This window comes from Acidovorax sp. GW460-11-11-14-LB4, assembly GCF_059423685.1.
In genome coordinates, this window is sequence record NZ_JBWKYJ010000005.1 from 33,827 (window position 1) to 58,361 (window position 24,535).

At 64.5% G+C, this 24,535-nt stretch carries 19 protein-coding genes; 14 read left to right on the plus strand and 5 right to left on the minus strand.

Annotated features, from left to right (window positions below; genetic code table 11):
* Positions 1–44 precede the first annotated feature (44 nt).
* From AC07X4_RS03930 to AC07X4_RS03955, 6 genes are all read left to right on the plus strand, one after another.
* Positions 45–1,109 carry a GGDEF domain-containing protein gene (locus tag AC07X4_RS03930; RefSeq protein WP_108499451.1) on the plus strand — a complete coding sequence of 355 codons (1,065 nt, stop codon included), beginning with the start codon at positions 45–47 and terminating at the stop codon, positions 1,107–1,109.
* 261 nt (positions 1,110–1,370) lie between these two features.
* Entirely contained in the window at positions 1,371–4,895 is a 3,525-nt protein-coding gene (gene smc, locus AC07X4_RS03935) for a chromosome segregation protein SMC (protein WP_494739299.1), read from the plus strand.
* Positions 4,896–4,911: 16 nt separating this feature from the next.
* Positions 4,912–6,027 carry a cell division protein FtsZ gene (locus AC07X4_RS03940; protein ID WP_121942968.1) on the plus strand — a complete coding sequence of 372 codons (1,116 nt, stop codon included), beginning with the start codon at positions 4,912–4,914 and terminating at the stop codon, positions 6,025–6,027.
* Positions 6,028–6,041: 14 nt separating this feature from the next.
* Entirely contained in the window at positions 6,042–8,129 is a 2,088-nt protein-coding gene (gene ligA, locus AC07X4_RS03945; protein WP_494739300.1) for an NAD-dependent DNA ligase LigA, read from the plus strand.
* A gap of 118 nt (positions 8,130–8,247) precedes the next feature.
* Positions 8,248–10,542, plus strand: coding sequence for a penicillin-binding protein 1A (locus AC07X4_RS03950; protein ID WP_494739301.1), 2,295 nt, complete (start codon positions 8,248–8,250; stop codon positions 10,540–10,542).
* 245 nt (positions 10,543–10,787) lie between these two features.
* Entirely contained in the window at positions 10,788–11,195 is a 408-nt protein-coding gene (locus tag AC07X4_RS03955) for a collagen-like domain-containing protein (protein WP_056062595.1), read from the plus strand.
* 55 nt (positions 11,196–11,250) lie between these two features.
* On the opposite strand, the gene AC07X4_RS03960 is transcribed toward AC07X4_RS03955, so the two are convergent.
* The 3 genes from AC07X4_RS03960 to AC07X4_RS03970 all read right to left on the minus strand — a co-directional run bounded on the left by AC07X4_RS03960 (position 11,251) and on the right by AC07X4_RS03970 (position 12,857).
* Positions 11,251–11,484 (minus strand): DUF1737 domain-containing protein, encoded by a 234-nt coding sequence (locus tag AC07X4_RS03960; RefSeq protein ID WP_494739302.1) that lies wholly within the window; start codon positions 11,482–11,484, stop codon positions 11,251–11,253.
* Between the two features lie 8 nt (positions 11,485–11,492).
* Entirely contained in the window at positions 11,493–12,044 is a 552-nt protein-coding gene (locus AC07X4_RS03965; RefSeq protein ID WP_099730196.1) for an NUDIX hydrolase, read from the minus strand.
* 117 nt (positions 12,045–12,161) lie between these two features.
* Positions 12,162–12,857 carry a fumarylacetoacetate hydrolase family protein gene (locus AC07X4_RS03970; RefSeq protein ID WP_494739303.1) on the minus strand — a complete coding sequence of 232 codons (696 nt, stop codon included), beginning with the start codon at positions 12,855–12,857 and terminating at the stop codon, positions 12,162–12,164.
* 121 nt (positions 12,858–12,978) lie between these two features.
* Here AC07X4_RS03970 and AC07X4_RS03975 point away from each other — a divergent pair, with 121 nt between their 5' ends.
* The 3 genes from AC07X4_RS03975 (at position 12,979) to AC07X4_RS03985 (ending at position 15,116) form a co-directional block, all read left to right on the plus strand.
* Positions 12,979–13,434, plus strand: coding sequence for a MarR family winged helix-turn-helix transcriptional regulator (locus AC07X4_RS03975; protein WP_043566498.1), 456 nt, complete (start codon positions 12,979–12,981; stop codon positions 13,432–13,434).
* Positions 13,435–13,545: 111 nt separating this feature from the next.
* Entirely contained in the window at positions 13,546–14,214 is a 669-nt protein-coding gene (gene maiA / locus AC07X4_RS03980; RefSeq protein WP_494739304.1) for a maleylacetoacetate isomerase, read from the plus strand.
* Entirely contained in the window at positions 14,211–15,116 is a 906-nt protein-coding gene (locus tag AC07X4_RS03985; RefSeq protein ID WP_494739305.1) for a purine nucleoside phosphorylase YfiH/LACC1 family protein, read from the plus strand. Before maiA ends, AC07X4_RS03985 begins: the two co-directional genes overlap by 4 nt.
* Here the strand turns inward: AC07X4_RS03985 and AC07X4_RS03990 are convergent.
* The gene (locus AC07X4_RS03990; RefSeq protein ID WP_494739306.1) at positions 15,036–15,377 is read right to left on the minus strand and encodes a hypothetical protein; all 342 of its coding nucleotides are present in this window, start codon (positions 15,375–15,377) and stop codon (positions 15,036–15,038) included. The genes AC07X4_RS03985 and AC07X4_RS03990 overlap by 81 nt on opposite strands.
* Before the next feature lie 123 nt (positions 15,378–15,500).
* Between AC07X4_RS03990 and AC07X4_RS03995 the strand changes: the two genes are divergently transcribed.
* The 5 genes from AC07X4_RS03995 (at position 15,501) to phbB (ending at position 21,922) form a co-directional block, all read left to right on the plus strand.
* Positions 15,501–17,201: a PHA/PHB synthase family protein gene (locus AC07X4_RS03995; RefSeq protein ID WP_494739307.1), complete on the plus strand. Its 1,701-nt coding sequence runs from the start codon at positions 15,501–15,503 to the stop codon at positions 17,199–17,201.
* A 70-nt stretch (positions 17,202–17,271) separates the two neighbouring features.
* On the plus strand, positions 17,272–18,450 hold the full coding sequence (locus AC07X4_RS04000) for an acetyl-CoA C-acetyltransferase (RefSeq protein ID WP_056644674.1): 1,179 nt from the start codon (positions 17,272–17,274) through the stop codon (positions 18,448–18,450).
* 178 nt (positions 18,451–18,628) lie between these two features.
* Complete coding sequence (locus AC07X4_RS04005) at positions 18,629–20,068, plus strand: methyl-accepting chemotaxis protein (protein ID WP_494739308.1); 1,440 nt, start codon at positions 18,629–18,631, stop codon at positions 20,066–20,068.
* 81 nt (positions 20,069–20,149) lie between these two features.
* Positions 20,150–20,932 carry an EAL domain-containing protein gene (locus AC07X4_RS04010; RefSeq protein ID WP_494739309.1) on the plus strand — a complete coding sequence of 261 codons (783 nt, stop codon included), beginning with the start codon at positions 20,150–20,152 and terminating at the stop codon, positions 20,930–20,932.
* A gap of 252 nt (positions 20,933–21,184) precedes the next feature.
* Positions 21,185–21,922 (plus strand): acetoacetyl-CoA reductase, encoded by a 738-nt coding sequence (gene phbB, locus AC07X4_RS04015; protein WP_056062618.1) that lies wholly within the window; start codon positions 21,185–21,187, stop codon positions 21,920–21,922.
* Positions 21,923–22,397: 475 nt separating this feature from the next.
* Here phbB and AC07X4_RS04020 read toward each other — a convergent pair whose 3' ends face one another.
* Positions 22,398–24,437 carry an ABC-F family ATP-binding cassette domain-containing protein gene (locus AC07X4_RS04020; RefSeq protein WP_494739310.1) on the minus strand — a complete coding sequence of 680 codons (2,040 nt, stop codon included), beginning with the start codon at positions 24,435–24,437 and terminating at the stop codon, positions 22,398–22,400.
* Positions 24,438–24,535 lie beyond the last annotated feature (98 nt).

Below are 24,535 nucleotides of genomic sequence, written 5' to 3' on the forward strand. Positions count from 1 at the left end.
GGCTGCGCCACCTATGATGCAGGCGCTCCACCGCTGCCGCCTTCATGTTCTTCAAAAAGCCTTCGCCGCCCGCACCCTCGCCATTGACGCAGGGCTTTGACGCGCAGCGCGAACGCTCGGTGATTGCCGAGATGCTGCTCAAGCGCTCGGCCAAGCTGATCCTGGGGCGCAGCGAGCTGGAGATCATTCGCGGGGTATGCCAGGCCATTGTGGATGTCTCCAGCCACATCCGCCTGGCCTGGACCTGGTTCGGTCCGACCGACACGCACACCATCCGCCCGCAGGTGTTTGCAGGCCCGGCGGCGGCCTATGCCGAATCGCTGAACATCGAACGCAACCTGCTCACCCGCATTGGCCCTGCCTTCACCACGCTGGACGGCAAGTCTGCAGGCCCTTTCACGGTGTCGCAGTTTTCGCCGTTTGGGCCCTGGCGCGACGCAGCCCGCCACCACGACATCCACCACGTGCTGGCCTTGCCCATCGCCTCCACCTTCAACGGCTACAGCGGCATCTTTGTGCTGTATGCCGACCGTGATGGCTACTTTGATGAAGTCGGCGTCAGCCTGTTTGCAGGGCTGGCCGAGCTGTTCGGCTCCCTCATGACCGTGGCCGCCGAACGCCAGGAGCTGCAGCGCGCCGCCTACCACGATGCGCTCACCGGGCTGCTCAACCGCCATGCGGTGGACCTGATCGACCGGCGCGTGTACCGCGCCTCGCTGTTTGAGCCCGTCTCGTCCATCCTGTTGATGGACCTGGACCGGTTCAAGAGCATCAATGACCGTTTTGGCCACGACGCGGGCGACAAGGCCCTGCAGGCGGTGGCCCGGGTGCTGACCGACACCTTGCGGCGTGGCGACGAGATCATTCGCTGGGGCGGCGAGGAGTTTCTGGTCTGCCTGCCGCAGACCGCGCTGCCCGACGCGCTGAAGGTGGCCGAGAAACTGCGCCGCGCGGTGGAGAGCATCACCGATCCCGAGCAGCTCACCGTGTCGATTGGCGCGTGCGAAATCTCTGCACTGCAGCACCTGCCCCAGGCGGTGGCCCGCGCAGACGAAGCCCTGTTCCAGGCCAAGTCGGGTGGGCGTAACCAGGTGTGTGTGCTGCATTGACGTTGCCCGCTTTTGACTATCAAATTTGATAGCAAACAAGCCATATCACACTAGCGCATCAGGCCATTTTTGCCGATTTTTCGCCTGCGCAGTGCCCCCAGGCGCCACCCACGGCCCTGGAGGCCGGGGGGCGGGCAGGCGGCGCGGTATCATTCCGGCCTTGCCCACACCCGGCCCTGCCGGTGTGCTTTACGCCGGGACTGCGCACCGGCGCCCTGGTTGACCCCCGCGTCCCTCCTGCATTTATCCGCCTTCTGATCCGTGCGTCTTACCTCGATCAAGCTCTCTGGCTTCAAGTCGTTCGCTGAACCCACCAACTTCATGCTGCCCGGGCAACTGGTGGGCGTGGTGGGCCCCAACGGCTGCGGCAAGTCCAACATCATGGACGCGGTGCGCTGGGTGCTGGGCGAGAGCAAGGCCAGCGAGCTGCGCGGCGAGAGCATGCAGGACGTGATCTTCAGCGGCACCACCACCCGCAAGCAGGCCAGCCGCGCCAGCGTGGAGCTGGTGTTTGACAACTCCGACCACCGCGCAGGCGGCCAGTGGGGCCAGTACGGCGAGGTGGCCGTGCGCCGCGTGCTCACGCGCGACGGCACCAGCAGTTACTTTCTGAACAACCAGCCCGTGCGTCGGCGCGACGTGCAGGACGTGTTTCTGGGCACGGGCCTGGGGCCCCGCGCCTACGCCATTATCGGCCAGGGCACCATCAGCCGCATCATCGAAAGCCGCCCTGAGGAACTGCGCCTGTTCCTCGAAGAAGCCGCCGGAGTCTCCAAATACAAGGAGCGCCGCCGCGAGACCGAAAACCGCCTGTCGGACACGCGCGAGAACCTCACGCGGGTCGAAGACATCCTGCGCGAGCTGAATGCCAACCTCGAAAAGCTCGAAAAGCAGGCCGAGGTGGCCGCCAAATACAACACGTTGCACGCCGATGCGACGCTCAAGCAGCACCAGCTGTGGTTCCTGAAGCGGGCCGAGGCCGAGGAGCAGCAGAACAAGGTGCGCCTGGACGGCCTGCAGGCCGTGAACGACCTCGAATCGCGCATGGCCGACCTGCGCGCGGTCGAGTCGGACCTCGAAACCATCCGCCAGGCCCACTACGCCGCGGGCGACCAGGTCAACCAGGCCCAGGGCAAGCTCTACGAAGCTACGGCCGAGGTCGGCAAGCTCGAAGCCGAGATCCGCTACGTGGTGGAAGGCCGCCAGCGCGTGGAGCAGCGCCTGGTGCAACTGGCCGAGCAGATCGCGCAATGGCAGACCCGCAAGGAAGAGGCCGACATCGAGCTGGAGAACCTGGCCGGTGCGGGTGTGGACGCCGAAGAACGCGCCGAGCTGCTGGCCGCCCAGGTCGAAGAACAAGCCATGCAGCTGCCCGACCTGGAAGAGGCCCTGCGCCAGGCGCAAAGCCGCACGGCCGAGCAACGGACTGCCGTGGTGCAGGTGCAGCAGCAGATTGGCGTGCTCGCTGCCGAGCAGCGCAGCTTTGACGAGCAAAGCCGCCAGCTCGACGCCCGCTTCGAGCGCCTGCGCACCGACCGCAATGCGCTAGCCGCGCCCGACGAAGCCCGCCTGACCAACTTGCGCGAGCAGCTCGAAGAAGCGCAAGAGATCGCTGAAACCACCGCAGCCCGCCTGCACGAGCTGCAGGAGTCCGTGCCCCAGCTGGACGACGACCGCCGCGCACGCCAGCAGGCAGTTAACAGCGAGAGCGCACGCCAGGCTGAGCTGTCGGCCCGCATGGAGGCACTCAAGGCGCTGCAGGAAAAGGTCAAGACCGACGGCAAGCTGCGCCCCTGGCTCGCCAAGCACGGCCTCGATGGCCTGCAGGGCCTGTGGAGCCGTATCCACATCGAACCCGGCTGGGAAAACGCGCTCGAAGCGGCCCTGCGCGAGCGCCTGGCTGCGTTGGAAGTAGGGCGCCTGGACATGGTTCGCGGCTTCCTGGGCTCCGGCGGCAACGATGCGCCGCCCGCACGCCTGGCCTTCTACAGCGCCCCCGCTGCGGGCCACCCCGAAACATCGTCGCCCCATGCCCGCCTGTCGGACCTGCTGCGCCTGAACGACGCGGGCCTGCGTGCCGTGTTGGTGGACTGGCTGCAGGGCTGCTACACCGCGCCCACGCTGGACGACGCTTTGGCCCGCCGCAGCACGCTGCAGCCCGGCGAAGTGGTGTTTGTGCCCACAGGCCATGCCGTCAGCGCGCACAGCGTGAGCTTTTACGCGCAGGACTCCGAGCAGTCCGGCATGCTGGCCCGCGCCCAGGAGATCGAGCACCTCGAAAAGGAATTGCGCGCGCAGGCACTGATCGCCGAAGAATCACGCACCGCTTTGGTCCGTGCGGAAGCGGCCTATGCCGATGCCTCGCAGCGCCTCGTGGCCGCACGCCGCGAAGCGACCGAAACACAAAGCCGCGCCCACGAGCTGCAGGTCGAAACCCTGCGCCTGACCCAGCTGGCCGAGCAGACACGCGCCCGCAGCGCACAGATCGACGGCGACCTGGCCGAGGTCGAAGCCCAGCTGGCCGACCTGCAGGAACGCCGCGTGGCCGCCGAGGCACGCTTTGAAGAGCTGGACATGCAGCTGGCCGACAGCCAGGAGCGCGAGGCCCAGCTGGGCGACAAGGTCATTGAGGCCGAACGCAAGCTCACCGCCTGCCGCGAACAGCAGCGCACGCTGGAGCGCCAGGCGCAGGAGGCCACGTTCTCGCAGCGCAGCCTGGAGGCGCGCCGGGGCGAACTCAACCGCTCTATCGAAACCGCCACACAACAGGCCAAAGCCCTGGCCGACGAAGAGCAGCGTGCGCGCGATGAACTCGCCCGTCTCTCTGACGCCGCCGCCCAAGGCGGCCTGCAGGCCGCGCTGGAAGTGAAGATGGAGCGCGAAAAGGCACTGGCCGCCCAGCGCAGCGAATACGACGACCTGACCACCAAGCTGCGCGCCAGCGACGAGCGCCGCATGCAGCTGGAGCGCGCGCTCGACCCGCTGCGCCAGCGCATCACTGAGTTCCAGCTCAAGGAACAGGCCGCGCGCCTGGGCCTGGAGCAGTACACCACCTTGCTGCAAGACGCCCAGGCCGATCTGGAAGCCGTGGCCCGCTCCATCGAGGAGGGCAATGTGCGCATGGGCGGCCTGCAGAGCGAAATCGACCGCCTGCACCGCGAGATCGCGGCATTGGGCGCCGTCAACCTGGCCGCACTGGATGAACTGAAGCTGGCCAGCGAGCGCAAGGTGTTCCTCGATGCGCAGACCGCCGACCTGACCGAGGCCATGAACACGCTGGAAGACGCGATCCGCAAGATCGACGGCGAAACGCGCCAGCTGCTCTCGGGCACGTTCGACACCGTGAACGCGCACTTTGGCCGCATGTTCCCCGAGCTGTTCGGGGGCGGCCAAGCCAAGCTCATCATCACCGGCGACGAAATCCTCGATTCCGGCGTACAGGTGATGGCCCAGCCACCCGGCAAGAAGAACCAGACCATCCACCTGCTGTCAGGCGGCGAAAAGGCCCTCACGGCCATCGCGCTGGTGTTCGCCATCTTCCAGCTCAACCCCGCGCCGTTCTGCCTGCTGGACGAGGTGGACGCGCCCCTGGACGACGCCAACACCGAACGTTATGCCAAGCTGGTGTCCAGCATGAGCAAGGGCACACAGTTCCTGTTCATCAGCCACAACAAGATCGCGATGGAAATGGCCGAGCAACTGATCGGCGTGACCATGCAGGAGCAGGGCGTGTCGCGCATCGTGGCCGTGGACATGGAGTCGGCCCTGACGATGGTGGACGCTTGAACCCATTGATTCAAACATGAGCACATTGCAACTGAGTCTCGCCATCATCGGTGGCCTGGTGCTGGCCCTGATCGTGGCCTACAACACCTGGACCTCGCGCCGCAACGCGCCCAAGCGCGCCTTGCCCACGGAGCACGACCCAGCGGCAGAGCCCGCGCAGCGCCTGGAGCCGGGTTTTGATGCCGCTGCGGCGGGGGCAATGCCGCCCAGCGAGTTCCATGGCCTGGACCGGGGGCCGGAGCCGTCTGAACACACCGTGGATGCGGGCGACGCCCTGCAACTGCCCGTGCCACCGTTTTCGTCCGAGCGCCGCCCCGGGCTGGACCCGCTCATCGACGTGATCGCCTCGCTGCAGCCCGAGCATGTGGTGTCGGGCGATGCGGCGCTGGCCGCGTTGCCGCCCACCCGCCGCGCAGGCAGCAAGCCCTTTGCCATCGAAGGCCTGAACGAAGCCACCCAGCAGTGGGAAACCCCGGCCCCTGGCCAGCGCTACCAGTCCTTCCAGGCGGGGGTGCAGCTGGCCAACCGCATGGGCGCGCTCAACGAGATCGAGTTCTCCGAGTTCGTGGTCAAGGCCCAGGCCTTTGCCGACACGATCAACGCCGCCCCCGACTTCCCCGACATGCTGCAGGAAGTGGCCCGCGCCCGCGAGCTGGACCAGTTCGCCAGCGACCACGACGCTCAGCTGATGTTCATGCTGCGCGCCCGCCAGGCCGCCTGGAGCCCTGGCTACGTGCAGCAGAACGCTGCCCGCCTGGGTTTTGTGCCCGGCGCAATGCCCGGCCGCCTGGTGCTGCCCGCCAGCACCCAGGGCCTGCCGCCCTTGCTCACCCTGGGGTACGACACCCAGGCCGCGCTGGCCGAAGACCCGGACCAGTCCGCGATTCGCGACATCACCCTGAGCCTGGATGTCGCCCAGGTGCACCGCACCGAGCAGCCTTTTGCCCGCCTGCGCGACGTGGCCGCCGCCCTGTGCCAGGCCATGGATGGCGTGCTGTGCGACCAGAACGGCACGCCGCTGCCCGCCATGGCCATGGACCCGATCGCTGCAGACCTGGAGCTGCTGTATGACCAGCTCGATGGACGCGATCTGTCGGCGGGGTCGGTGTTGGCGCGGCGCCTTTTCAGCTGAGCGCCGGTGCGGCTATGACCGACAATCTGGATCTTTTTTCGGCTCCAGCGCTAGTGGATCAAGCACAGCCTGCTATCAAAATCAAAGCACTGCGCGACCAGCTCAACCAGTGGGCGCACCAGTACTACGTGCTGGACGAGCCCACCGTGCCCGACGCCGAATACGACCGCGTGTTCCGCGAGCTGCAGGCGCTGGAAGCAGCGCACCCTGACCTGGTCACCCCCGACTCGCCCACGCAGCGCGTGATTGGCGCGGTGATGGAGGGCCTGGCCCCCGTGCGCCATACGGTGCCCATGCTCAGCATTTACACCGAAACCGACACCGAGGCCACGGGCGCCCAGGCGTTTGATGCCCGCGTGCGGCGCGAGCTGGGCCTGACCGACGCTGACCCTGCCATCGAATACGTGGCCGAACCCAAGTTTGACGGCCTGGCCATGAGCCTGCGCTATGAAAACGGCCGCCTGGTGCAGGCCGCCACGCGCGGTGATGGCGAGATGGGCGAGGACGTGACGCACAACATCCGCACCATCCGTCAGATTCCGCTGACCCTGCCCGTCGGTGTGCCTTCTTTGCTCGAAGTGCGCGGCGAGGTCTACATGCGCCGCGCCGACTTCGACGCGCTGAACGAGCGCCAGCGGGAGCAGGGCGGCAAGACCTTTGTGAACCCACGCAATGCGGCTGCGGGTGCGGTGCGCCAGCTGGACTCCAACATCACCGCCCAGCGGCCCTTGAGTTTTTTTGCCTATGGCCTGGGCGCGATCACGCCGCCTGCCGATGGCGGGCCGGTGTTCCGCACGCACTACGAGATGCTGCAGACGCTGAAATCCTGGGGGTTTCCGGTTGCAGCGCAGGTACAAATTGCGGTGGGTGCTACTGAATTGGTAGCGTTTCACCAGCAGGTGGGCGCCAGCCGCGATGCGCTGCCGTACGACATCGATGGCGTCGTCTACAAGGTCAACTCCCTGCAGTTGCAGCGCGACCTGGGCTTCAAGACCCGCGAGCCGCGCTGGGCCGTGGCGCACAAGTACCCAGCGCAGGAGATGGCCACCAAGATCGAAGGCATCGACGTGCAGGTGGGACGCACCGGCAAGATCACGCCTGTGGCGCGCCTGGCGCCGGTGTTTGTGGGCGGGGTTACCGTCACCAACGCCACGCTGCACAACCTGTTCGAGATCCGCAAGAAGGGCGTGCGTGAGGGCGACACCGTTATCGTGCGCCGTGCGGGCGATGTGATCCCCGAGGTGGTGGGCGTGATGCCGGGCAAGCGCACGGGCTATGTGCCCAACTTCCGCATGCCCACAGCTTGCCCCGTGTGCGGCAGCGCCGTGGTGCGCGAAAAGGGCGAGGCCAACCACCGCTGCACCGGCGGCCTGTTCTGCGCCGCGCAGCGCAAGGAGGCGATCCTGCACTTTGCCGCGCGCCGCGCCATGGACATCGAGGGCCTGGGCGACAAGCTGGTAGACCAGCTGGTGGACGCGAATGTCATCCGCACGTTGCCCGACCTGTACCGGCTGGGCCTGACCTCGCTGATTGCGCTGGAGCGCATGGCCGAGAAATCGGCTCAGAACGTGCTGGCGGCGCTCGAAAAATCCAAGCAGACCACGCTGCCGCGCTTCTTGTTTGCCCTGGGCATCCGCCACGTGGGCGAGGCCACGGCCAAGGACCTGGCGCGGCATTTCGGAGTGCTCGACGCCATCATGGATGCGACGGAAGAGCAGCTGCTGGCCGTCAACGACGTGGGCCCCATTGTGGCCAAGGCCATCCGCACCTTCTTTGAACAGCCGCACAACCGCGAGGTGGTCGAGCAACTGCGCGCCTGCGGCGTGACCTGGCCCGAGGGGCCGGTGGCCGAGCGCGCTCCGCAGATCCTGGCGGGCAAGACGGTGGTGCTGACCGGTACCTTGCCCACCCTGAGCCGAGACGCCGCCAAAGACCTGCTGGAGGCGGCTGGTGCCAAGGTGGCGGGCTCCGTCAGCAAAAAGACCAGCTACGTGGTGGCGGGCGAAGAAGCCGGAAGCAAGCTGGCCAAGGCCCAGGAACTGGGTGTGCCCGTGCTCGACGAAGCCGGCATGCTGGAACTGTTGTCAGGCCAGGGTGTCTGACGGAGCACGGTGCACCATGCCCGACTCTCTTTTCGCGTTCTCATTCCCCTTTCTCCTTCCTGACCGGCCCCTGGTGGGGCGGTCCTGAAGCGACCCCCAATCTCCCGGCGATTCATTGATGCACAACTGGCTGCTTTCTTTCCGGGCCCGCATGGCGAGCCTGTTGGCCTGGGTTCCCCGGCCCGTGCGGCGCCTGCTGCTGTGGACGGTGGTGGCGGTGCCCGCTGCGCTGCTGGTGTTCACGCTGGCGCTGGTGCCTTTTACTCCCGGCATCAGCGACATCCGCAAGGCCAAGAGCGAGCTGCCGGCGCAGCTCATGTCGGCCGACGGCAAGCTGCTGGCCGAATACCGCTGGGCCAACCGCGAATGGGTGGAGCTGAACCAGATTTCGCCCAACGTGGTGGACGCGCTGATAGCAACCGAGGACCACCGTTTCTACAAGCACTTCGGGCTGGACTGGCGCCGCACGGCGTCGTCGGTGGTGCTGACGCTCCGTGGGGACCCGCAGGGCGGCTCCACCATCACCCAGCAGCTGGCGCGCAACCTGTTCCCGGAGGAAATCGGGCGCTCGCGCACGCTCACGCGCAAGCTCAAGGAGGCGATCACCGCGCTCAAGATCGAGGCGTCGTATTCCAAGGACGAAATCCTGGAGACCTACCTCAACACCGTGCCGTTTCTGTACAACGCCTACGGCATCGAGATGGCCGCGCGTACCTATTTCGACAAGTCGGCCGACAAGCTCAATGTGCTGGAAAGCGCCACCCTGATTGGCATGCTCAAGGGCACGGCCTACTACAACCCGGTGCTCAACCCCGAGCGCGCGCAGGCCCGCCGCAACACGGTGCTGTCGCAGATGGTCAAGCGGGGCAAGCTCGATGCCAAGCAGTTCGAGACCCTGCAAAAACGCCCGCTGCGCATCAACTTCGAACGCCAGACGGAGGTGATGGGCCCGGCGCCGCACTTTGCGATCCAGCTGCGCAAGCAGCTCATCGACTGGGCCGACAGCAAGGGCTACAGCCTGTATTCGGACGGTCTGGTGATTCGCACCACCATCGATTCGCGCCTGCAGGCCTATGCCAACCAGGCGGTGGCACGGCAGGGCCGGCAATTGCAAGGCGTGGCAGACACCGCCTGGTCGCAGCGCAATGGCTGGGGCCCCAAGAACGAGCTGGTGCAGACCCTGGTGCGCGAGAGCGCCGAATATCGCGCGGCCGTGGACAAAGGCGACACCCCTGAAGACGCCCTGAAGGCGCTGATGGATGACGCCTCCTTCATGGCCAAGCTGCGCGCCGAAAAGACGCGTGTGCAGGCGGGCTTTCTGGCGCAAGACCCGGTCACCGGCCATGTGCTGGCCTGGGTGGGCAGCCGCGACTTTGCGCAAGACCCGTTTGACCATGTGCAGGCTGCGCGCCGCCAGCCGGGCTCAACCTTCAAGCCGTTTGTGTATGGCGCTGCGTTTGCCAACGGCGCCGCGCCCGAAGACACGTTGATGGATACCGCCGTCGAAATCCCGCTGGGCGGTGGCCGCGTCTGGCGCCCCACCGATGGCGGCCCGCCCAGCGACCAGCCCATGACGCTGGCCGATGGCCTCGCGCTGTCCAAGAACACCATCACCGCGCAGGTGATGCAGCAAGTGGGCCCGGCCCGCGTGGCCGAAGTGGCACGCGCCCTGGGCGTGCGGCAGTCCAAGCTGGAGGAGGTTCCGTCCCTCGCGCTGGGCACCAGCCCGGTCACGCTCAAGGAGATGATCTCGGCCTACAGCAGCATCGTGAACCTGGGCCGCTATGTGGAGCCCGTGCTCATCACCAGCATCGAAGACCGCCACGGCAAGGTGCTTGAGACCTTTGCCAAGCCCGTGCCGGAAGAGGTCTTCCAGCCCCGGGCTGCCCAGACCCTGCGCAACACCATGCGCGGTGCCGTGGACCGGGGCACGGCCACGGCCATCCGCACGCGGTATGGCATCCAGGCCGACGTGGCGGGCAAGACCGGCACCACACAAGACAACACCGATGGCTGGTTCATCCTGATGCACACCCGCGTGGTGGCAGGCGCATGGGCCGGCTTCAACGACGGGCGCATCACGCTGCGCAGCGACTACTGGGGGCAGGGCGCGCGCAGTGCGTTGCCCATGGTGGGCGAGTTCATGCAGCAGGCCATCCGCAACAAGGTGATCGACGGCAACGACCGGTTTGTGGACGAGTTCGACACCAGCCCGCCGCCACCGCCCGACAGCTCGCTCAGCACCATGCGCGACTGGATCCGGGGGCTGTTCCGCACCGACCCCCAGCAACCCCCGGTGCCTGGCATGCCGCCAAGGCCTGCGGGTGCGGGTGGTTTGCCGCCGGTCACCAGCGACCCACCGGGTTCTGTATCTCCGCCAGTGCCTGCGGAAGACCGGGTGGGGGGCGAATAGGCCGTTGCGTCTTCCGGGCTTCTGTGACACCAGCGCCTTCGGTGCGATGGGGTGGGTGTTGCCTTGGGGCCTTAAAGCAATGCCGCCTGAATAGGGGCTTTGCGAGGTGTAGGACGTTGTCGCCAAAGTCTGCGTCCAGCGTTTGTCGCCCGCACTAAGCGCGCAAGCGAACAGACCCTGCCAGAGGTGCCCCGCACAGTGGCGCATGCAGTCGTCGGACTGCATGCAACGCCAAAGGACTCACCATGAAAACAATCACCACCACCTTGCTGGTACTGGCCACCCTGACGTTGGGCGCCTGCACCGGCCCCATGGGCCCTCCGGGCGCGCAAGGCAATACCGGCAACACGGGCTACACCGGCAAGACTGGCGATACCGGCTACACCGGCGCGACGGGAGCCACGGGCAACCAGGGCAATACGGGCTACACCGGGGCCACTGGCAGCATGGGCTCGACGGGGGCCACCGGAGGACAGGGCAGCACCGGGGCCACCGGCATGCAGGGGGCTACCGGCTACCAGGGTGACACGGGGGCCACGGGCGCAAAGGGAAATACGGGCAACACCGGCAGCAAGGGCAACACCGGAAACACCGGCAGTGCCGGTAGCTCGGGCGACGGCAATACCGTCATCGTGATTCCTGCCAAGCCTTGATGCGCTGCGCGCGGCAGGTGCGATAAGACCACGGCCTGATGGGTTGGCCGCGCAGTCAGGCCACCGTACTGGGCCACACGATGGCCTGGGCCACGATCACGGTCTGTCCATTGAAGGTGGCCGCAGGAGAGCCATACAGCCGATAGCCCAGCGCCAGCGCGTCGCTCACGCGGCGGCAGAAGCTGGCGTCGTCGGGGCCGGTGAGCAGGCGGTAGGCGGGCAGGCCATCGGGCGGCACACTGGCCGGTGGGGTGGACACGGGTGATGCTGCGGAGGTGGCAACTGTCATGGCAGGGCCTACTCAATGTCGATGAAGTGCATGCCCATGGTGCCCGCCTTGCGGTCGGCAAAGTAGCACTCCAGTGTTTCTTTCACGGTGCGGAAGGCCAGCTCGTCCCAGGGCACCTCGTCTTCGGCAAACAGCCGCGCCTCGATGGTCTCGTAGCCCGGGTTGAACTGGTCGCTGAGCAGCGTGGCGCGGTAGAACAGGTGCACCTGGCCCACGCGACGCACGTTCAGCAGGCTGAACAGGGGGCCGATCTCGATCTGCGCACCGGCTTCCTCATCGGTCTCGCGCACCGCACCCTGTGCCGTGGTTTCGTCCAGCTCCATGAAGCCTGCGGGCAGCGTCCATTTGCCCCAGCGGGGTTCGATGTTGCGTTTGCACAGCAGGATGCGGCCATCGGGCAGCGCGGGCACCGTGCCCACCACATTGAGCGGGTTCTCGTAGTGCACCGTGTTGCAGGCGGGGCAGACCGCACGCTGTTTGGTGTCGCCGTCGTCCGGCAGGCGGTACACCACGGCGGTGCCACAGGCGCGGCAATGTTTGATGGGGCTGCGGTAGGTCATGCAGGGGTTTGAGGGTCAGAGTTGCTGATAGCGCTAGTGAAACATGCGCTACCAGCTATGAAAATCGTAGCATTTTCGGCGTTTGCCTGGCCGGGCAGCGGGGCTGCCCGGTGGTCTTCAGACTACGGTCAGGCGCAAGGGCGTGAGTCCTGCCATGCCGCCTTCGAGCGTATCGCCACGCACCACGGCGCCCACGCCTTCGGGGGTGCCGGTGTAGATCAGGTCGCCGGGCTGCAGCTCCCACGCGGCCGACAGGTGCTCGATGGTCTCGGCAATGTTCCAGATCAACTGGGTCACGGTGCTGCGCTGGCGGTCCGCTCCGTTGACCTGCAGCCAGATGGGCGCGTTGGCCACATCACCTGCCTGCGCTGCCGGGGTGATGGGGCCGATGGGAGCGCTGGCGTCAAAGCCCTTGCCGATGCACCAGGGGCGGCCCTGTTTCTTCATGTCGTTCTGCAGGTCGCGGCGGGTCATGTCGAGGCCCACGGCGTAGCCATAAATGTGGCTGAAAGCGTCGGCAGCCTGAATGTTCTTGCCGCCCTGGCCAATGGCCACCACCAGCTCGATCTCGTGGTGCAGGTTGGCAGTGAGGCTGGGGTAGGGCAGTTGCCCGGTTTCGCCCGCGTTGACGACCACGATGGCATCCGCAGGCTTGAGGAAGAAGAATGGTGGCTCGCGGCCGGTGAAACCCATCTCCTTGGCGTGTTCTTCGTAGTTGCGGCCCACGCAGTAGATGCGGTGTACCGGAAACCGTTCGCCGCTGCCCACCACGGGCACGCTGACCACGGGGGCTGGAGGAAACACGTAGCTCATGTCTGCCTTTCAATGGTTCTGGGAATGCTGTCAAAAACCCGGGCGCAGTACCGTGTGCGCCGCAGTGTGGCAGTGTGCCATGGGCGCAGACCCTCTGCTGGGGGGCGCTACACTCGCGCCCATGGCAAAGAGCTTCGATTTCCACAATACGCCGGGCCACCTGGTGCGCCGCGCCCACCAGCGGACCGTGGCACTTTTCATGGAAGAGACGGCCGGATTTGACGTGACGCCGGTGCAGTTCGCCATCCTGCACGAGCTGCTGGCCCAGCCGGGCGAAGACCAGGTGACCCTGGCCGCCCGCGTGGCGTTCGATGCAGCCACTTCCGGCTCGGTGATCGGGCGCCTGGAGAAACGCGGCTGGATCCGCCGCGAGCCCGACACCCGCGACCGCCGCCGCAAGCTGCTGTGGATCACCCCCGAAGGAGAAGTAGCCGCCTTGCAGATGCGCGACGCCGCCCAGCGGGTGCAGGAACGCCTGACCGCACCGCTCACCGCCCAGGAAAGCGCCGACCTGATGGTGCTGCTCTCCAAAGTCGTATACAACCACCAGGACCCGGCAGGCACTTCGGGCGCCTGACCGGCACGTCCCGCGCTCTCAGGGCCCAGAGGCTTGCCATCTGCGGCGTGCTGGCACCACGCTGCGCCGGTTCCGTATCCCCACAGACCCCATCACAGGCACCGTTCTTCCATGCAACTGTACAACTACTTCCGCTCCTCTGCCTCCTTCCGCGTGCGCATCGCGCTGCAGATCAAGGGCCTAGACTATGACTACCTGCCCGTGCACCTCGTCAAGGGCGAACACAAGGACCCCGAGTACCTGCGCCGCATTGGCGACGCACTGGTGCCCACACTGGTGACCGACGGGGGGACGGCGCTGTCCCAGTCCATGGCCATCATCGAATACCTGGACGAAACCCACCCGACGCCCGCTTTGCTTCCCGCCACGCCGCTGGCCCGGGCCCGGGTGCGGGCGCTGGCGCAGATGGTGGCGTGCGAGATCCATCCGCTCAACAACCTGCGCGTGCTCAAGTACCTGGTGCGCGACCTGAAGGTGAATGAGGATGCCAAGAACGCCTGGTACCACCACTGGGTGCGTTGCGGTCTGGAGGCGTTTGAGCGGCAACTGGAGCTGCTGGCGCAAGAACGCGCAGCACAGGGCATGGCGCCCTCGGTGCTGTGCTGGGGCGATACGCCCACGCTGGCCGACTGCTGCCTGGTGCCGCAGATCTTCAATGCCCAGCGCTTCAAGGTCAGTCTGGACGGCCTGCCACTCACCATGGGGGTGTTTGACGCCTGCATGGCACTGCCTGCATTCCAGCAGGCGCAGCCCTTGGCCTGCCCGGACAACGAAGCGTGACGCCTGTGTCATCGTCGGTCCCAAGCCGGCACGCAGACTGGCTGGTGCCCGACTGGCCCGCACCGCCCGGTGTGCATGCGCTGTGCACCACGCGCACGGGCGGTGCGAGCCGCGCACCGTACGACCAGTTCAACCTGGGCACCCATGTGGGCGACGATCCGCTGGCAGTGGCTGCCAACCGGCAGACCTTGCAGTCCGCCTTGCAATCCACCACCCCGGACGCCCGCGCGGTGTTCTTGAACCAGGTGCATGGAGATGGTGTGGTGCTGCTCAATGCGAGCACCCCCGACGGCACAGAGGCCGACGCCTGCGTGGCCAGCGCACCCGGCGCCGTCTGCACCATCATGGTGGCCGACTGCCTGCCCGTGCTGCTGGCCCACCGCTCAGGCCAGGTGGTGGCTGCGGCCCACGCCGGCTGGCGCGGGCTGGCCGGGCACGCAGGGCAGGGCGTGCTGGAATCGGTTTTCAAGCATTTTTGCCATGAAGCGCTAGTGCATCATGCCTCAATAGCTATCAAAAACGGAGCATCTGCGCCAGACTCTCCGGCCGCTTCAGAGCTTGCTGCCCACACGCTGGCCTGGTTGGGCCCCTGCATTGGCCCCATAGCTTTCGAGGTAGGGGCTGAGGTGCGCGCAGCGTTCTGCGACGCGCCGGGCGCATTGGGCACTGCGGCAGCTCCATGTTTTGTGGCCCGTCCCGACGCACCGGGCAAGTACCTGTGCGATCTCGCAGGGCTGGCCCGGCTGCGGCTGCGTGCCATGGGCATCACGCACATTTACGGCAACGACAGCACCCCGCCGTGGTGCACCGTCACGCAGGCCTCAAGGTTCTTTTCGCACCGCCGTGACAGCGCCGCCCTCGGCGGCAGCGGGCGCTTTGCCGCCTGCATCTGGCGCGGCTGACGCTGCCGGCTCGGCTCCCGCATCGGCCGCGTAGGCTGCAGCCTGCTCCGCGTCATATGCAGCCTGTTCGGCCGCCTCCCGTTCCTTGATCTTGCGCTTGCGCGAAGGCGTGCCCAGGATGTACACCAGGATGCCCATGGGTAGCAGGCCATACAACGCGAACGTGATGATGGCGCCCAGCACGGTGCCCTGCGGACTGGTGGCCTCGGCCACCGCCATCATGAGAGTGACGTAGGTCCAGGCGATGACGATGAGGTACATTGGTTTGTGTGCACTGAAAGCGTTGAATTCGTTGCCATGCACCATGGCGGTGGGCAACAATGAACCCGCGAAACAAAAATCAGGCCCCAGCCGCTGCGAGCGACCAACCATCGAGGAATGAGCATGACTTCTGAATCACCCTGGGCCGAGAGCGCCCAGCAGTTCCAGCAGATTTTCGGGCAAAGCTGGTCGCAGGCGCTGCAATCGTTCCAGAAACTGGACCTGGGGGCGCAGGTACCCGCCGCCGCACCCCTGAAGCTGTCGCAAACCAAGCTGCAGGCGTTGCAGCAGCAATACCTCAAAGAAGCCCAGGACCTCTGGGCGCAGGGCCTGCAGGGCACCCCCGAGGTCAAGGACAAACGTTTTGCCGGTGAGGGCTGGGCCAGCAACCCCGTGGCGGCGTTTTCTGCGGCTGCCTACTTGCTCAACGCTCGCACGCTGATGGGCCTGGCCGAGGCGGTCGAGGCCGACGAAAAAACCAAGGCCCGCATCCGATTTGGCGTGGAGCAGTGGATGGCAGCCATGGCGCCCAGCAACTTCCTCGCCTTCAATGCCGAAGCGCAGAAGAAAGCCATCGAGACCAAGGGCGAGAGCATCGCCAAGGGCATGCAGAACCTGCTGCACGACATCACGCAGGGCCACGTGTCGATGACCGACGAGAGCCTGTTCGAGGTAGGCCGCAATGTGGCCACCACCGAAGGCGCTGTGGTGTTCGAAAACGAGCTGTTCCAGCTGCTCGAATACAAGCCCCTCACGGCCAAGGTGTACGAACGCCCGTTCCTGCTGGTGCCCCCCTGCATCAACAAGTTCTATATCCTCGACCTGCAGCCCGAGAACTCGCTGATCCGCTACGCGGTGGAACAAGGCCACCGCACCTTCGTGGTGAGCTGGCGCAACCCTGATGACAGCCTGGCCCACAAGACCTGGGACGACTACGTGGAAGATGGCGCCATGGCCGCCATCGACGTAGTGCAGAACATCACCGGTGCCGAGCAGATCAACGCGCTGGGTTTTTGCGTGGGCGGCACCATCCTGTCCAATGCGCTGGCCGTGCTGGCAGCGCGCGGCGACGAGCCCGTGGCCAGTGCCACCTTCCTCACCACGCTGATCGACTTCACCGACACGGGCATTCTGGACGTGTTCATCGATGAAGCCTTCGTTAAGTTCCGCGAGATGCAGATGGGCCATGGCGGGCTGATGAAGGGGCAGGACCTGGCGTCCACCTTCAGCTTCTTGCGACCCAACGATCTGGTCTGGAACTACGTGGTGGGCAACTACCTCAAGGGCGAAACGCCGCCGGCGTTTGACCTGCTGTACTGGAACAGCGACAGCACCAACCTGCCCGGCCCGTTCTACGCCTGGTACCTGCGCAACTTCTACCTCGAAAACAACCTGGTCAAGCCGGGCAAGCTCACCGTGTGCGGCGAAAAGCTGGACCTGGGCAGCCTCGACCTGCCTGTCTACATCTACGGCTCGCGCGAAGACCACATCGTGCCCGCCACGGCCGCTTATGCGTCCACCCAGGTGCTGCCAGGCAAGAAGCGTTTTGTGATGGGTGCCTCAGGCCACATCGCGGGCGTGATCAACCCACCCGCCAAGGGCAAGCGCAGCCACTGGACCCGCGCCGACGGCAAGTTCCCAGGCACGCTGGACCAATGGCTGGAAGGCGCTACCGAGCACCCCGGCAGCTGGTGGACCGACTGGTCAGGCTGGCTCAAGAGCCACGCGGGCAAACAGATTGCCTCGCCCAAGGCCTACGGCAAAGGCACCAAGTTCAAGGCCATCGAGCCCGCGCCCGGCCGCTATGTCAAGCAGAAAGCCTGATACGCAAAAGTCCTGACTTTTGGCGCTGCGAGAATCACTGAACCACCACTCTCCACTACAAGGACATTCCATGGAAGACATCGTCATCGTTTCTGCCGCTCGCACTGCTGTGGGCAAGTTTGGTGGCTCGCTGGCCAAGACGCCTGCGACCGAACTCGGCGCTATCGTGATCCGTGAAGCGATTGCGCGCGCAGGTCTCTCGTCCGACCAGATCGGCGAAGTCATCATGGGTCAGGTGCTGGCAGCTGGCGTGGGCCAGAACCCCGCGCGTCAGGCCTCCATGAAGGCGGGCGTGGCCAAGGAAACCCCTGCACTCACCATCAACGCGGTGTGCGGCTCCGGCCTCAAGGCCGTGATGCTGGCTGCCCAGGCCGTGGCCTGGGGTGACAGCGAGATCGTCGTGGCCGGCGGCCAGGAGAGCATGAGCCTGGCGCCGCACGTGCTGCCCAACTCGCGCGACGGCCAGCGCATGGGCGACTGGAAGCTGGTGGACACCATGATCGTGGATGGCCTGTGGGACGTGTACAACCAGTACCACATGGGCATCACGGCTGAAAACGTGGCCAAGCAGTACGGCATCACCCGCGACATGCAGGACGCACTGGCCCTGGCCAGCCAGCAAAAGGCAGCTGCTGCACAAGATGCTGGCAAGTTCGCCGATGAAATCGTCGGCGTGAGCCTGGCTCAGAAGAAGGGTGACCCCATCCTGTTCAACACCGACGAGTACCTCAACCGCAAGACCAACGCTGAAGCCCTGGCCGGCCTGCGCCCCGCCTTTGACAAGGCGGGCAGCGTGACCGCCGGCAACGCATCGGGCCTGAACGATGGCGCCGCTGCTGTGGTGGTGATGAGCGCCAAGAAGGCTGCCGCCCTTGGCCTCAAGCCTCTGGCGCGCATCGCCGCTTTTGGCACCAGCGGCCTGGACCCTGCCACCATGGGCATGGGCCCCGTGCCGGCCTCGCGCAAGGCCTTGCAGCGTGCAGGCTGGAACGCCGCCGACGTGGACCTGTTCGAGCTGAACGAAGCCTTCGCCGCACAGGCCTGCGCTGTGAACAAGGAACTGGCCATTGACCCCGCCAAGGTCAACGTGAACGGAGGCGCCATCGCCATCGGCCACCCCATCGGCGCGTCGGGCTGCCGCATTCTGGTCACGCTCTTGCACGAAATGCAGCGCCGTGACGCGAAGAAGGGCCTGGCCGCGCTGTGTATCGGTGGTGGCATGGGCGTGTCGCTGGCTGTAGAGCGTTAACCTCAAAGCCTCGGCCAGGACTGCCCTTGCTGGTTGTTGATTGACGAGGCAGCAGGCGACAGAAAAAGGGCCGCATTTACATGCGGCCCTTTTTTTGTCCAGTCGAATATTGAAATGCATGGTCATAAAATTACCAAATAGTTTACAATTCATACATAACGGTTAATTTTTGATCTCCATGTCCATTTTTTCTGCGCCCCCCGCGGATTTCTCAGAACGTGCAGGTGGTCCGGTCCCAGGCGCCTTGCTCGGTGACCGGGTCATCTTGGCAGCTATTGGACTGAGTTCGCTGGCAGCCATTGTGCTGGGCTTGCAGTTTGTGGATTCGATGCTGGCGTTGACTGCAGTTTTGCTGTTGGGTACGGTTGCCGCTGTGGCCTATGCTTTGGCTCCGGGCACGCTGGCATCGCGTCTTGTGTTGTCGTTTGTGCAGGTCAGCTTGGTTGCACTGCATATCCAGTTGGCTCGCGGCATGCTGGAGTTCCATTTCGGTGTCTTCGTGACGCTGGCGCTGCTACTGGTGTATCTGGACTGGCGGCCCATTGTTTGGGCTGCGGCATTGTTCGCCGTACACCATGTTGTGTTTGATCGGCTTCAGGCGTCAGGGGTTGGCCTGTACTGCATTACCGCTCCTGACCTGGGCCAAGTGATGTTGCATGCGCTGTACGTGGTGATCCAGACGGTGTTGGAGGTCATCCTTGCCGTGAAGATGGGCCGGACGGCTCAAGAATCCTCTGAGCTGCGACGTCTGACGGCGTCGCTGGCGCACGGTGACCGCATCATGTTGGACATGTCACGCTTGTCAGTTCACACGCCAGGCGGGCGAGCGCTGAAGGAAGCCCTGGACCGGATGCATCAGACCGTAGCTACCGTGCAGCAGGCCGCAGCCGGCATGGCAGTGGCGTGCGAAGAAATCGCAAGCGGAGCGCAAGACCTGTCTGTACGCACCGAACATGCTGCCGGTAGTTTGCAAGCCACGTCTGCCAGCATGGAACAGTTGACAGGCACCGTGGGGCAGACTGCCGCTGCGTCCGCCGAGGCCAACACGCTGGCGGTGTCGGCCGCAGGGGTCGCCCGGCGCGGTGGGGACGTGGTGGGTGAAGTGGTGCGGACCATGCGTGATATCAACGAAGGCTCAGCTCGCATTGCTGACATTACAGGCGTGATTGACTCCATCGCATTTCAGACCAACATCCTTGCCCTCAATGCGGCTGTGGAGGCTGCGCGTGCCGGTGAGCAGGGGCGCGGATTTGCAGTAGTCGCCACCGAAGTGCGGGGGCTGGCGCAGCGCTCGGCACAAGCAGCCCGCGAGATCTCGGGCTTGATCGGCGCATCGGTGCAAAAGGCGTCACAGGGAGGGCAATTGGCTGATGATGCTGGCCGTACCATGGCCGAAATTGTGGGATCGGTCCAGCGTGTGAGCGCGATGATGGGTGAGATTCATACTGCAGCCAGAGACCAGTCCTCGGGCATAGCGCAGGTCAATCAGTCGGTGGGCCTGCTTGATCAGATGACGCAGCAAAATGCCGCTCTTGTGGAGGAATCGGCTGCAGCCGCCGCGACCCTCAAAGGCCAGGCCGACCGGCTGGCCGAGGCGGTGGCGGTCTTCGTGCTTTAGTCGCTGGGGCCGCGTTGGGGCTATGGTCTACGTAGCAACACGAGGCTGCAGCTTTGTAATGATGCGTTACCATGGTTCTCCATGACAGTGACCATTTTTGCCCAACCCTTCGAACCTGTGGGCTGCCAATCCTGTCGTGACAAGACGCAGCTTCCGTTCGACTTCACGATGGCGTTCCAGCCCATCATGGATCTGGAGTTGGATCGTCCGTTCGCCTACGAAGCGCTGGTACGCGGTGTGGATGGCGAGTCGGCTGGTACAGTGCTGTCGTGGGTGGATGACACCAACCGCTACCGGTTTGACCAGGCGTGCCGCGTCAAGGCCATTGAACTAGCGTCGCGCCTAGGGCTCGCCCGCCTGCCAGACTGCCGACTGAGCATCAACTTCCTGCCCAATGCGGTGTATCGGCCCGAGACCTGCATCCGCGCCACCATGGAGGCGGCTGAAGAGTTCGATTTTCCGCACAACCGGATCATGTTCGAGGTGACGGAGGGCGAGCAGGTCAGCAATGGTGCACACCTGAAGTCCATCTTCAATGAATACCGGCGCCAGGGCCTCATTACGGCCATCGACGACTTTGGTGCGGGCTACGCGGGGCTGAACATGCTGGTGCAATTTCAGCCCCATGTGCTCAAGATCGACATGGAGCTGATTCGCAATATCGATCAGGACCCCGTGCGACAGGCGATCGTGTGCGGCATTGCGCTGGTCTGCCAACGGTTGTCCATCGACATTGTGGCGGAGGGCATTGAAACCTCCGCTGAGTCCGCCTACCTGAGTTCGGTGGGCGTTCGCTACCAGCAAGGTTATCTGTTCGCCAAGCCGGGATGGGAATCCTTGCCGCTGGCGCCACGGCACGTCTAGCGCAACACAGCGCCTGCATTTCAAGCCAGTCCTTGCGGGGGTGCCGCAGTCCACAGCAGCCGATCTCCTGCCTCCATTTGGTGCATCTGCAGGCGCTACGCCGGTGACGCGTCGCTAAGCGTGCCTCGCGTCAGCTGTGTGACGCATGTGGATATGTCAAAAAGGAAAGGGCTTCAGTGTTTTCCTTCACGGCAGTGCCCAATTTCTTCGGTAGAGTGGGTCCTGAGCCAATCACTAACAAGGAGAAATCACATGAGCCAGAAAGTCGCGTATGTCACCGGTGGCATGGGAGGCATCGGTACCGCCATTTGCCAGCGCCTGCACAAGGAAGGTTTCAAAGTCATCGCTGGTTGCGGCCCGACACGGGACCACGCCAAATGGCTGGCAGAGCAAAAGGCCCTGGGCTATACGTTTTATGCGTCGGTCGGTAACGTGGGTGATTGGGATTCCACCGTGGAAGCCTTTGGCAAGACCAAGGCAGAGCACGGCACCATTGACGTGCTGGTGAACAACGCTGGCATCACACGCGACCGCATGTTCCTCAAGATGTCGCGCGAAGACTGGGACGCCGTGATCGAAACCAACCTCAACAGCATGTTCAATGTCACCAAACAGGTGGTGTCTGACATGGTGGAAAAGGGCTGGGGCCGCATCATCAACATCAGCTCCGTCAACGGCGAAAAAGGTCAGGCGGGGCAAACCAACTATTCCGCCGCCAAGGCGGGCATGCATGGCTTCTCGATGGCCCTGGCGCAGGAACTGGCCACTAAGGGCGTCACCGTCAATACGGTAAGCCCAGGCTACATCGGCACTGACATGGTCAAGGCAATCCGTCCGGATGTTCTGGAAAAGATTGTCGCCACGGTGCCTGTCAAACGCCTGGGTGAGCCCAGCGAGATTGCATCGATCATCGCTTGGCTGGCCTCGGAAGAGGGCGGATACGCCACCGGTGCAGACTTTTCGGTCAATGGCGGCCTGCACATGGGCTAGAGGCTGCTCCGTCCTTTTGGACCAACAAAAAACCCCGCATCTGCGGGGTTTTTTGTTGGGACTTGCAAGAATTGCGGAGGTCAACTCCGAGCTTGCTATGGTCCACCTGAGAAATATGGAGCTAATGTGGCCACATTTCTCATGACTTGGTATGGTTTATGCTTGATGTGCACTGTGTGACTACACAACAGAGGCAAGGCCGCAGCGCTTTAGAAGCGGGCCGGTGCGCGCTTGCGGTCGCGTTCGTCTTCGGGCCAAGCGGACAAGATTGTGGTGGTATTCATGGTGGAAAACTCCTGTGATGTACCAACAACGCGGGCGGTCCACAGTCCGTTGACAACCTTTCGCAAAAAAATGCAACCGCAATAGCCTGTAGATTTACACTAAAAAAGCTACACATTTGATAGCGTAAAAACGAGATGGGTCAATGGAAAGTCCGGAAAATTCTGGAAAGAATTTACAGGACTTTACATCTTTAGCCCACCGAGGCCGCTGAAATTTCTTCGAGTTCGGAAGAAATTTCCAGCCAACGCTCTTCCAGTTTTTCCGTTTCATCGTTTCCGGCTTTCAATCGCCGGCCGCACTCGGCGATCTCTGCAGGAGGCAAGGCTTCCGTCAGTTTTTGCTCCAATTGGGTGCGTTCTGCACTCAGGGCCGTCAAGCGTTTATCGATCTGTTCCAGCTCTTTTTTGAGTGGCCGGGTCTTTTCGGCCAGCTGCTGGCGTGTTTGAGCGTCAAGCTTGCGCTGCTCGCGCCCATCGCGCGAAGGGGACAGAGCGGGAGCCGGTGCTGGCGCGGCAACGGAGGCCAGCGTGACCACGGGTGCCGGTGTTGCGGCGGGCGCTGCTGCAGGAGTTTGTGAGGCCAGCGCCTGCTCGGCAAGGCGTGCTTCTTCGCGCAGGCGCTTGGACTCTTCGAGCAGGTAACGTTGATAGTCGTCCAGGTCGCCATCGAATGGGCCGACCACACCCCGGCCCACCATCCAGAAGTCCTCGCAGACCGAGCGCAGCAGCGCGCGGTCGTGGCTGACCAGCATCACAGTGCCATCGAAGTCGTTGAGCGCCATCGCCAGGGCCTCGCGGGTGGCCAGGTCCAGGTGGTTGGTAGGCTCGTCCAGCAGCAGCAGGTTGGGGCGCTGCCATACGATCATGGCCAGCACCAGGCGCGCCTTTTCACCGCCGCTCATGGTGCCCACGGCCTGCTTGACCATGTCCCCGGTGAAGTTGAAGCTGCCTAGGTAGCTGCGCAGATCCTGCTCCCGGCTGGGTTGCTTGGCATCAGGCCCCAGCTCTTTGGCCAAGCGGATCATGTGCTCCAGCGGGTGTTCGCTCGGGCGCAGCACGTCGAGTTCCTGCTGGGCAAAGTAGCCAATGTTCAGGCCCTTGCCCTCGGTGATGCTGCCGCCCAGTGCTTTCATGGTGCGCGCAATGGTCTTGACCAGCGTGGACTTGCCCTGACCGTTGGCGCCCAGGATGCCGATGCGCTGCCCCGCCAGCACCGAACGGTTGACGCCCGTAAGAATGGTGGTGGGCGTACCCTCGTCGTCCACATAGCCGAACGAGGCGTCGCTGATGGCCAGCATTGGGTTGGGCAAGTTGGCCGGTTCCTTGAACTCGAAAGTGAAGTCCGCCTCGGCGAGCACAGGCCCGATTTTCTCCATGCGTTCGAGTTGCTTGACCCGGCTTTGCGCCTGCTTGGCCTTGCTGGCCTTGGCCTTGAAGCGGTCGATGAATTTCTGCAGGTGGGCCATCTTCTCCTGCTGCTTGGCAAAGCTGGCCTGTTGCAGTTCGAGCTGCTGGGCGCGCAGCTCTTCAAACTTGCTGTAGTTGCCACCGTAGCGGTTCAACTCGCCTTGCTGGATTTGCAGGGTGACGTTGGTGATGGCATCCAGGAACTCGCGGTCGTGGCTGATCACGATCATGGTGCCCGCGTAGCGCTTGAGCCAGGCTTCGAGCCAGACCAGGGCGTCCAAGTCCAAGTGATTGGTGGGCTCGTCCAGCAGCAGGAGGTCGCTGGGACACATCAGCGCACGCGCCAATTGCAGTCGCATGCGCCAGCCACCGGAGAAGCTGTTGACGGGCTGGTCGAGTTCGCTCACGCGAAAACCCAGGCCCAGGATCAGCGCCTGGGCACGCGCCACGGCATCGTGCGCGCCGGCGTCATGCAGGTCCGAATAGGAATGGGCAATGGCCATCCCATCGTCGCTGGCCTCGGCTTCGGCCAACTGGCGTTGTACCTCGGCCAGACGCGTGTCGCCTTCGAGCACAAAATCGGTGGCCGACTGGTCGGTCTCGGGCATGTTCTGCGCGACCTCGGCCATCCGCCAGCTCGAGGGGATGTGAAAATCCCCGCCATCTTCATGGAGCTTGCCGCTGAGCAGGGCAAACAGGCTGGACTTGCCCGCGCCATTGCGGCCCACAAGCCCGACGCTTTCGCCGGGGTTGATGGTGGTGGACACGCTGTCGAGCACGACTTTCGTGCCTCGGCGCAGGGTAACGTTCTTGAGGGTGATCATCCGGGAATCAGAAAAAAGCGCACCCGCACAAGGCGGGTGGCATGCAAAACTCTGGGGGCCAGCGCAACTGCCAACGGCACAGCCACTGCAGCAGCCAA

Excerpts from the sequence above, each read along its gene's own strand:
- AC07X4_RS03930 (WP_108499451.1), top strand. The coding sequence starts at position 45 with ATGTTCTTCAAAAAGCCTTCGCCGCCCGCACCCTCGCCATTGACGCAG.
- AC07X4_RS04020 (WP_494739310.1), bottom strand. The coding sequence starts at position 24,437 with ATGATCACCCTCAAGAACGTTACCCTGCGCCGAGGCACGAAAGTCGTG.
- ligA (WP_494739300.1), top strand. The coding sequence starts at position 6,042 with ATGACCGACAATCTGGATCTTTTTTCGGCTCCAGCGCTAGTGGATCAA.
- AC07X4_RS03965 (WP_099730196.1), bottom strand. The coding sequence starts at position 12,044 with ATGACCTACCGCAGCCCCATCAAACATTGCCGCGCCTGTGGCACCGCC.
- maiA (WP_494739304.1), top strand. The coding sequence starts at position 13,546 with ATGCAACTGTACAACTACTTCCGCTCCTCTGCCTCCTTCCGCGTGCGC.
- AC07X4_RS04010 (WP_494739309.1), top strand. The coding sequence starts at position 20,150 with ATGACAGTGACCATTTTTGCCCAACCCTTCGAACCTGTGGGCTGCCAA.
- AC07X4_RS03975 (WP_043566498.1), top strand. The coding sequence starts at position 12,979 with ATGGCAAAGAGCTTCGATTTCCACAATACGCCGGGCCACCTGGTGCGC.
- AC07X4_RS03955 (WP_056062595.1), top strand. The coding sequence starts at position 10,788 with ATGAAAACAATCACCACCACCTTGCTGGTACTGGCCACCCTGACGTTG.
- AC07X4_RS03960 (WP_494739302.1), bottom strand. The coding sequence starts at position 11,484 with ATGACAGTTGCCACCTCCGCAGCATCACCCGTGTCCACCCCACCGGCC.
- phbB (WP_056062618.1), top strand. The coding sequence starts at position 21,185 with ATGAGCCAGAAAGTCGCGTATGTCACCGGTGGCATGGGAGGCATCGGT.
- AC07X4_RS03990 (WP_494739306.1), bottom strand. The coding sequence starts at position 15,377 with ATGTACCTCATCGTCATCGCCTGGACCTACGTCACTCTCATGATGGCG.
- AC07X4_RS03970 (WP_494739303.1), bottom strand. The coding sequence starts at position 12,857 with ATGAGCTACGTGTTTCCTCCAGCCCCCGTGGTCAGCGTGCCCGTGGTG.
- AC07X4_RS04005 (WP_494739308.1), top strand. The coding sequence starts at position 18,629 with ATGTCCATTTTTTCTGCGCCCCCCGCGGATTTCTCAGAACGTGCAGGT.
- AC07X4_RS03950 (WP_494739301.1), top strand. The coding sequence starts at position 8,248 with ATGCACAACTGGCTGCTTTCTTTCCGGGCCCGCATGGCGAGCCTGTTG.
- AC07X4_RS03940 (WP_121942968.1), top strand. The coding sequence starts at position 4,912 with ATGAGCACATTGCAACTGAGTCTCGCCATCATCGGTGGCCTGGTGCTG.
- AC07X4_RS04000 (WP_056644674.1), top strand. The coding sequence starts at position 17,272 with ATGGAAGACATCGTCATCGTTTCTGCCGCTCGCACTGCTGTGGGCAAG.
- AC07X4_RS03995 (WP_494739307.1), top strand. The coding sequence starts at position 15,501 with ATGACTTCTGAATCACCCTGGGCCGAGAGCGCCCAGCAGTTCCAGCAG.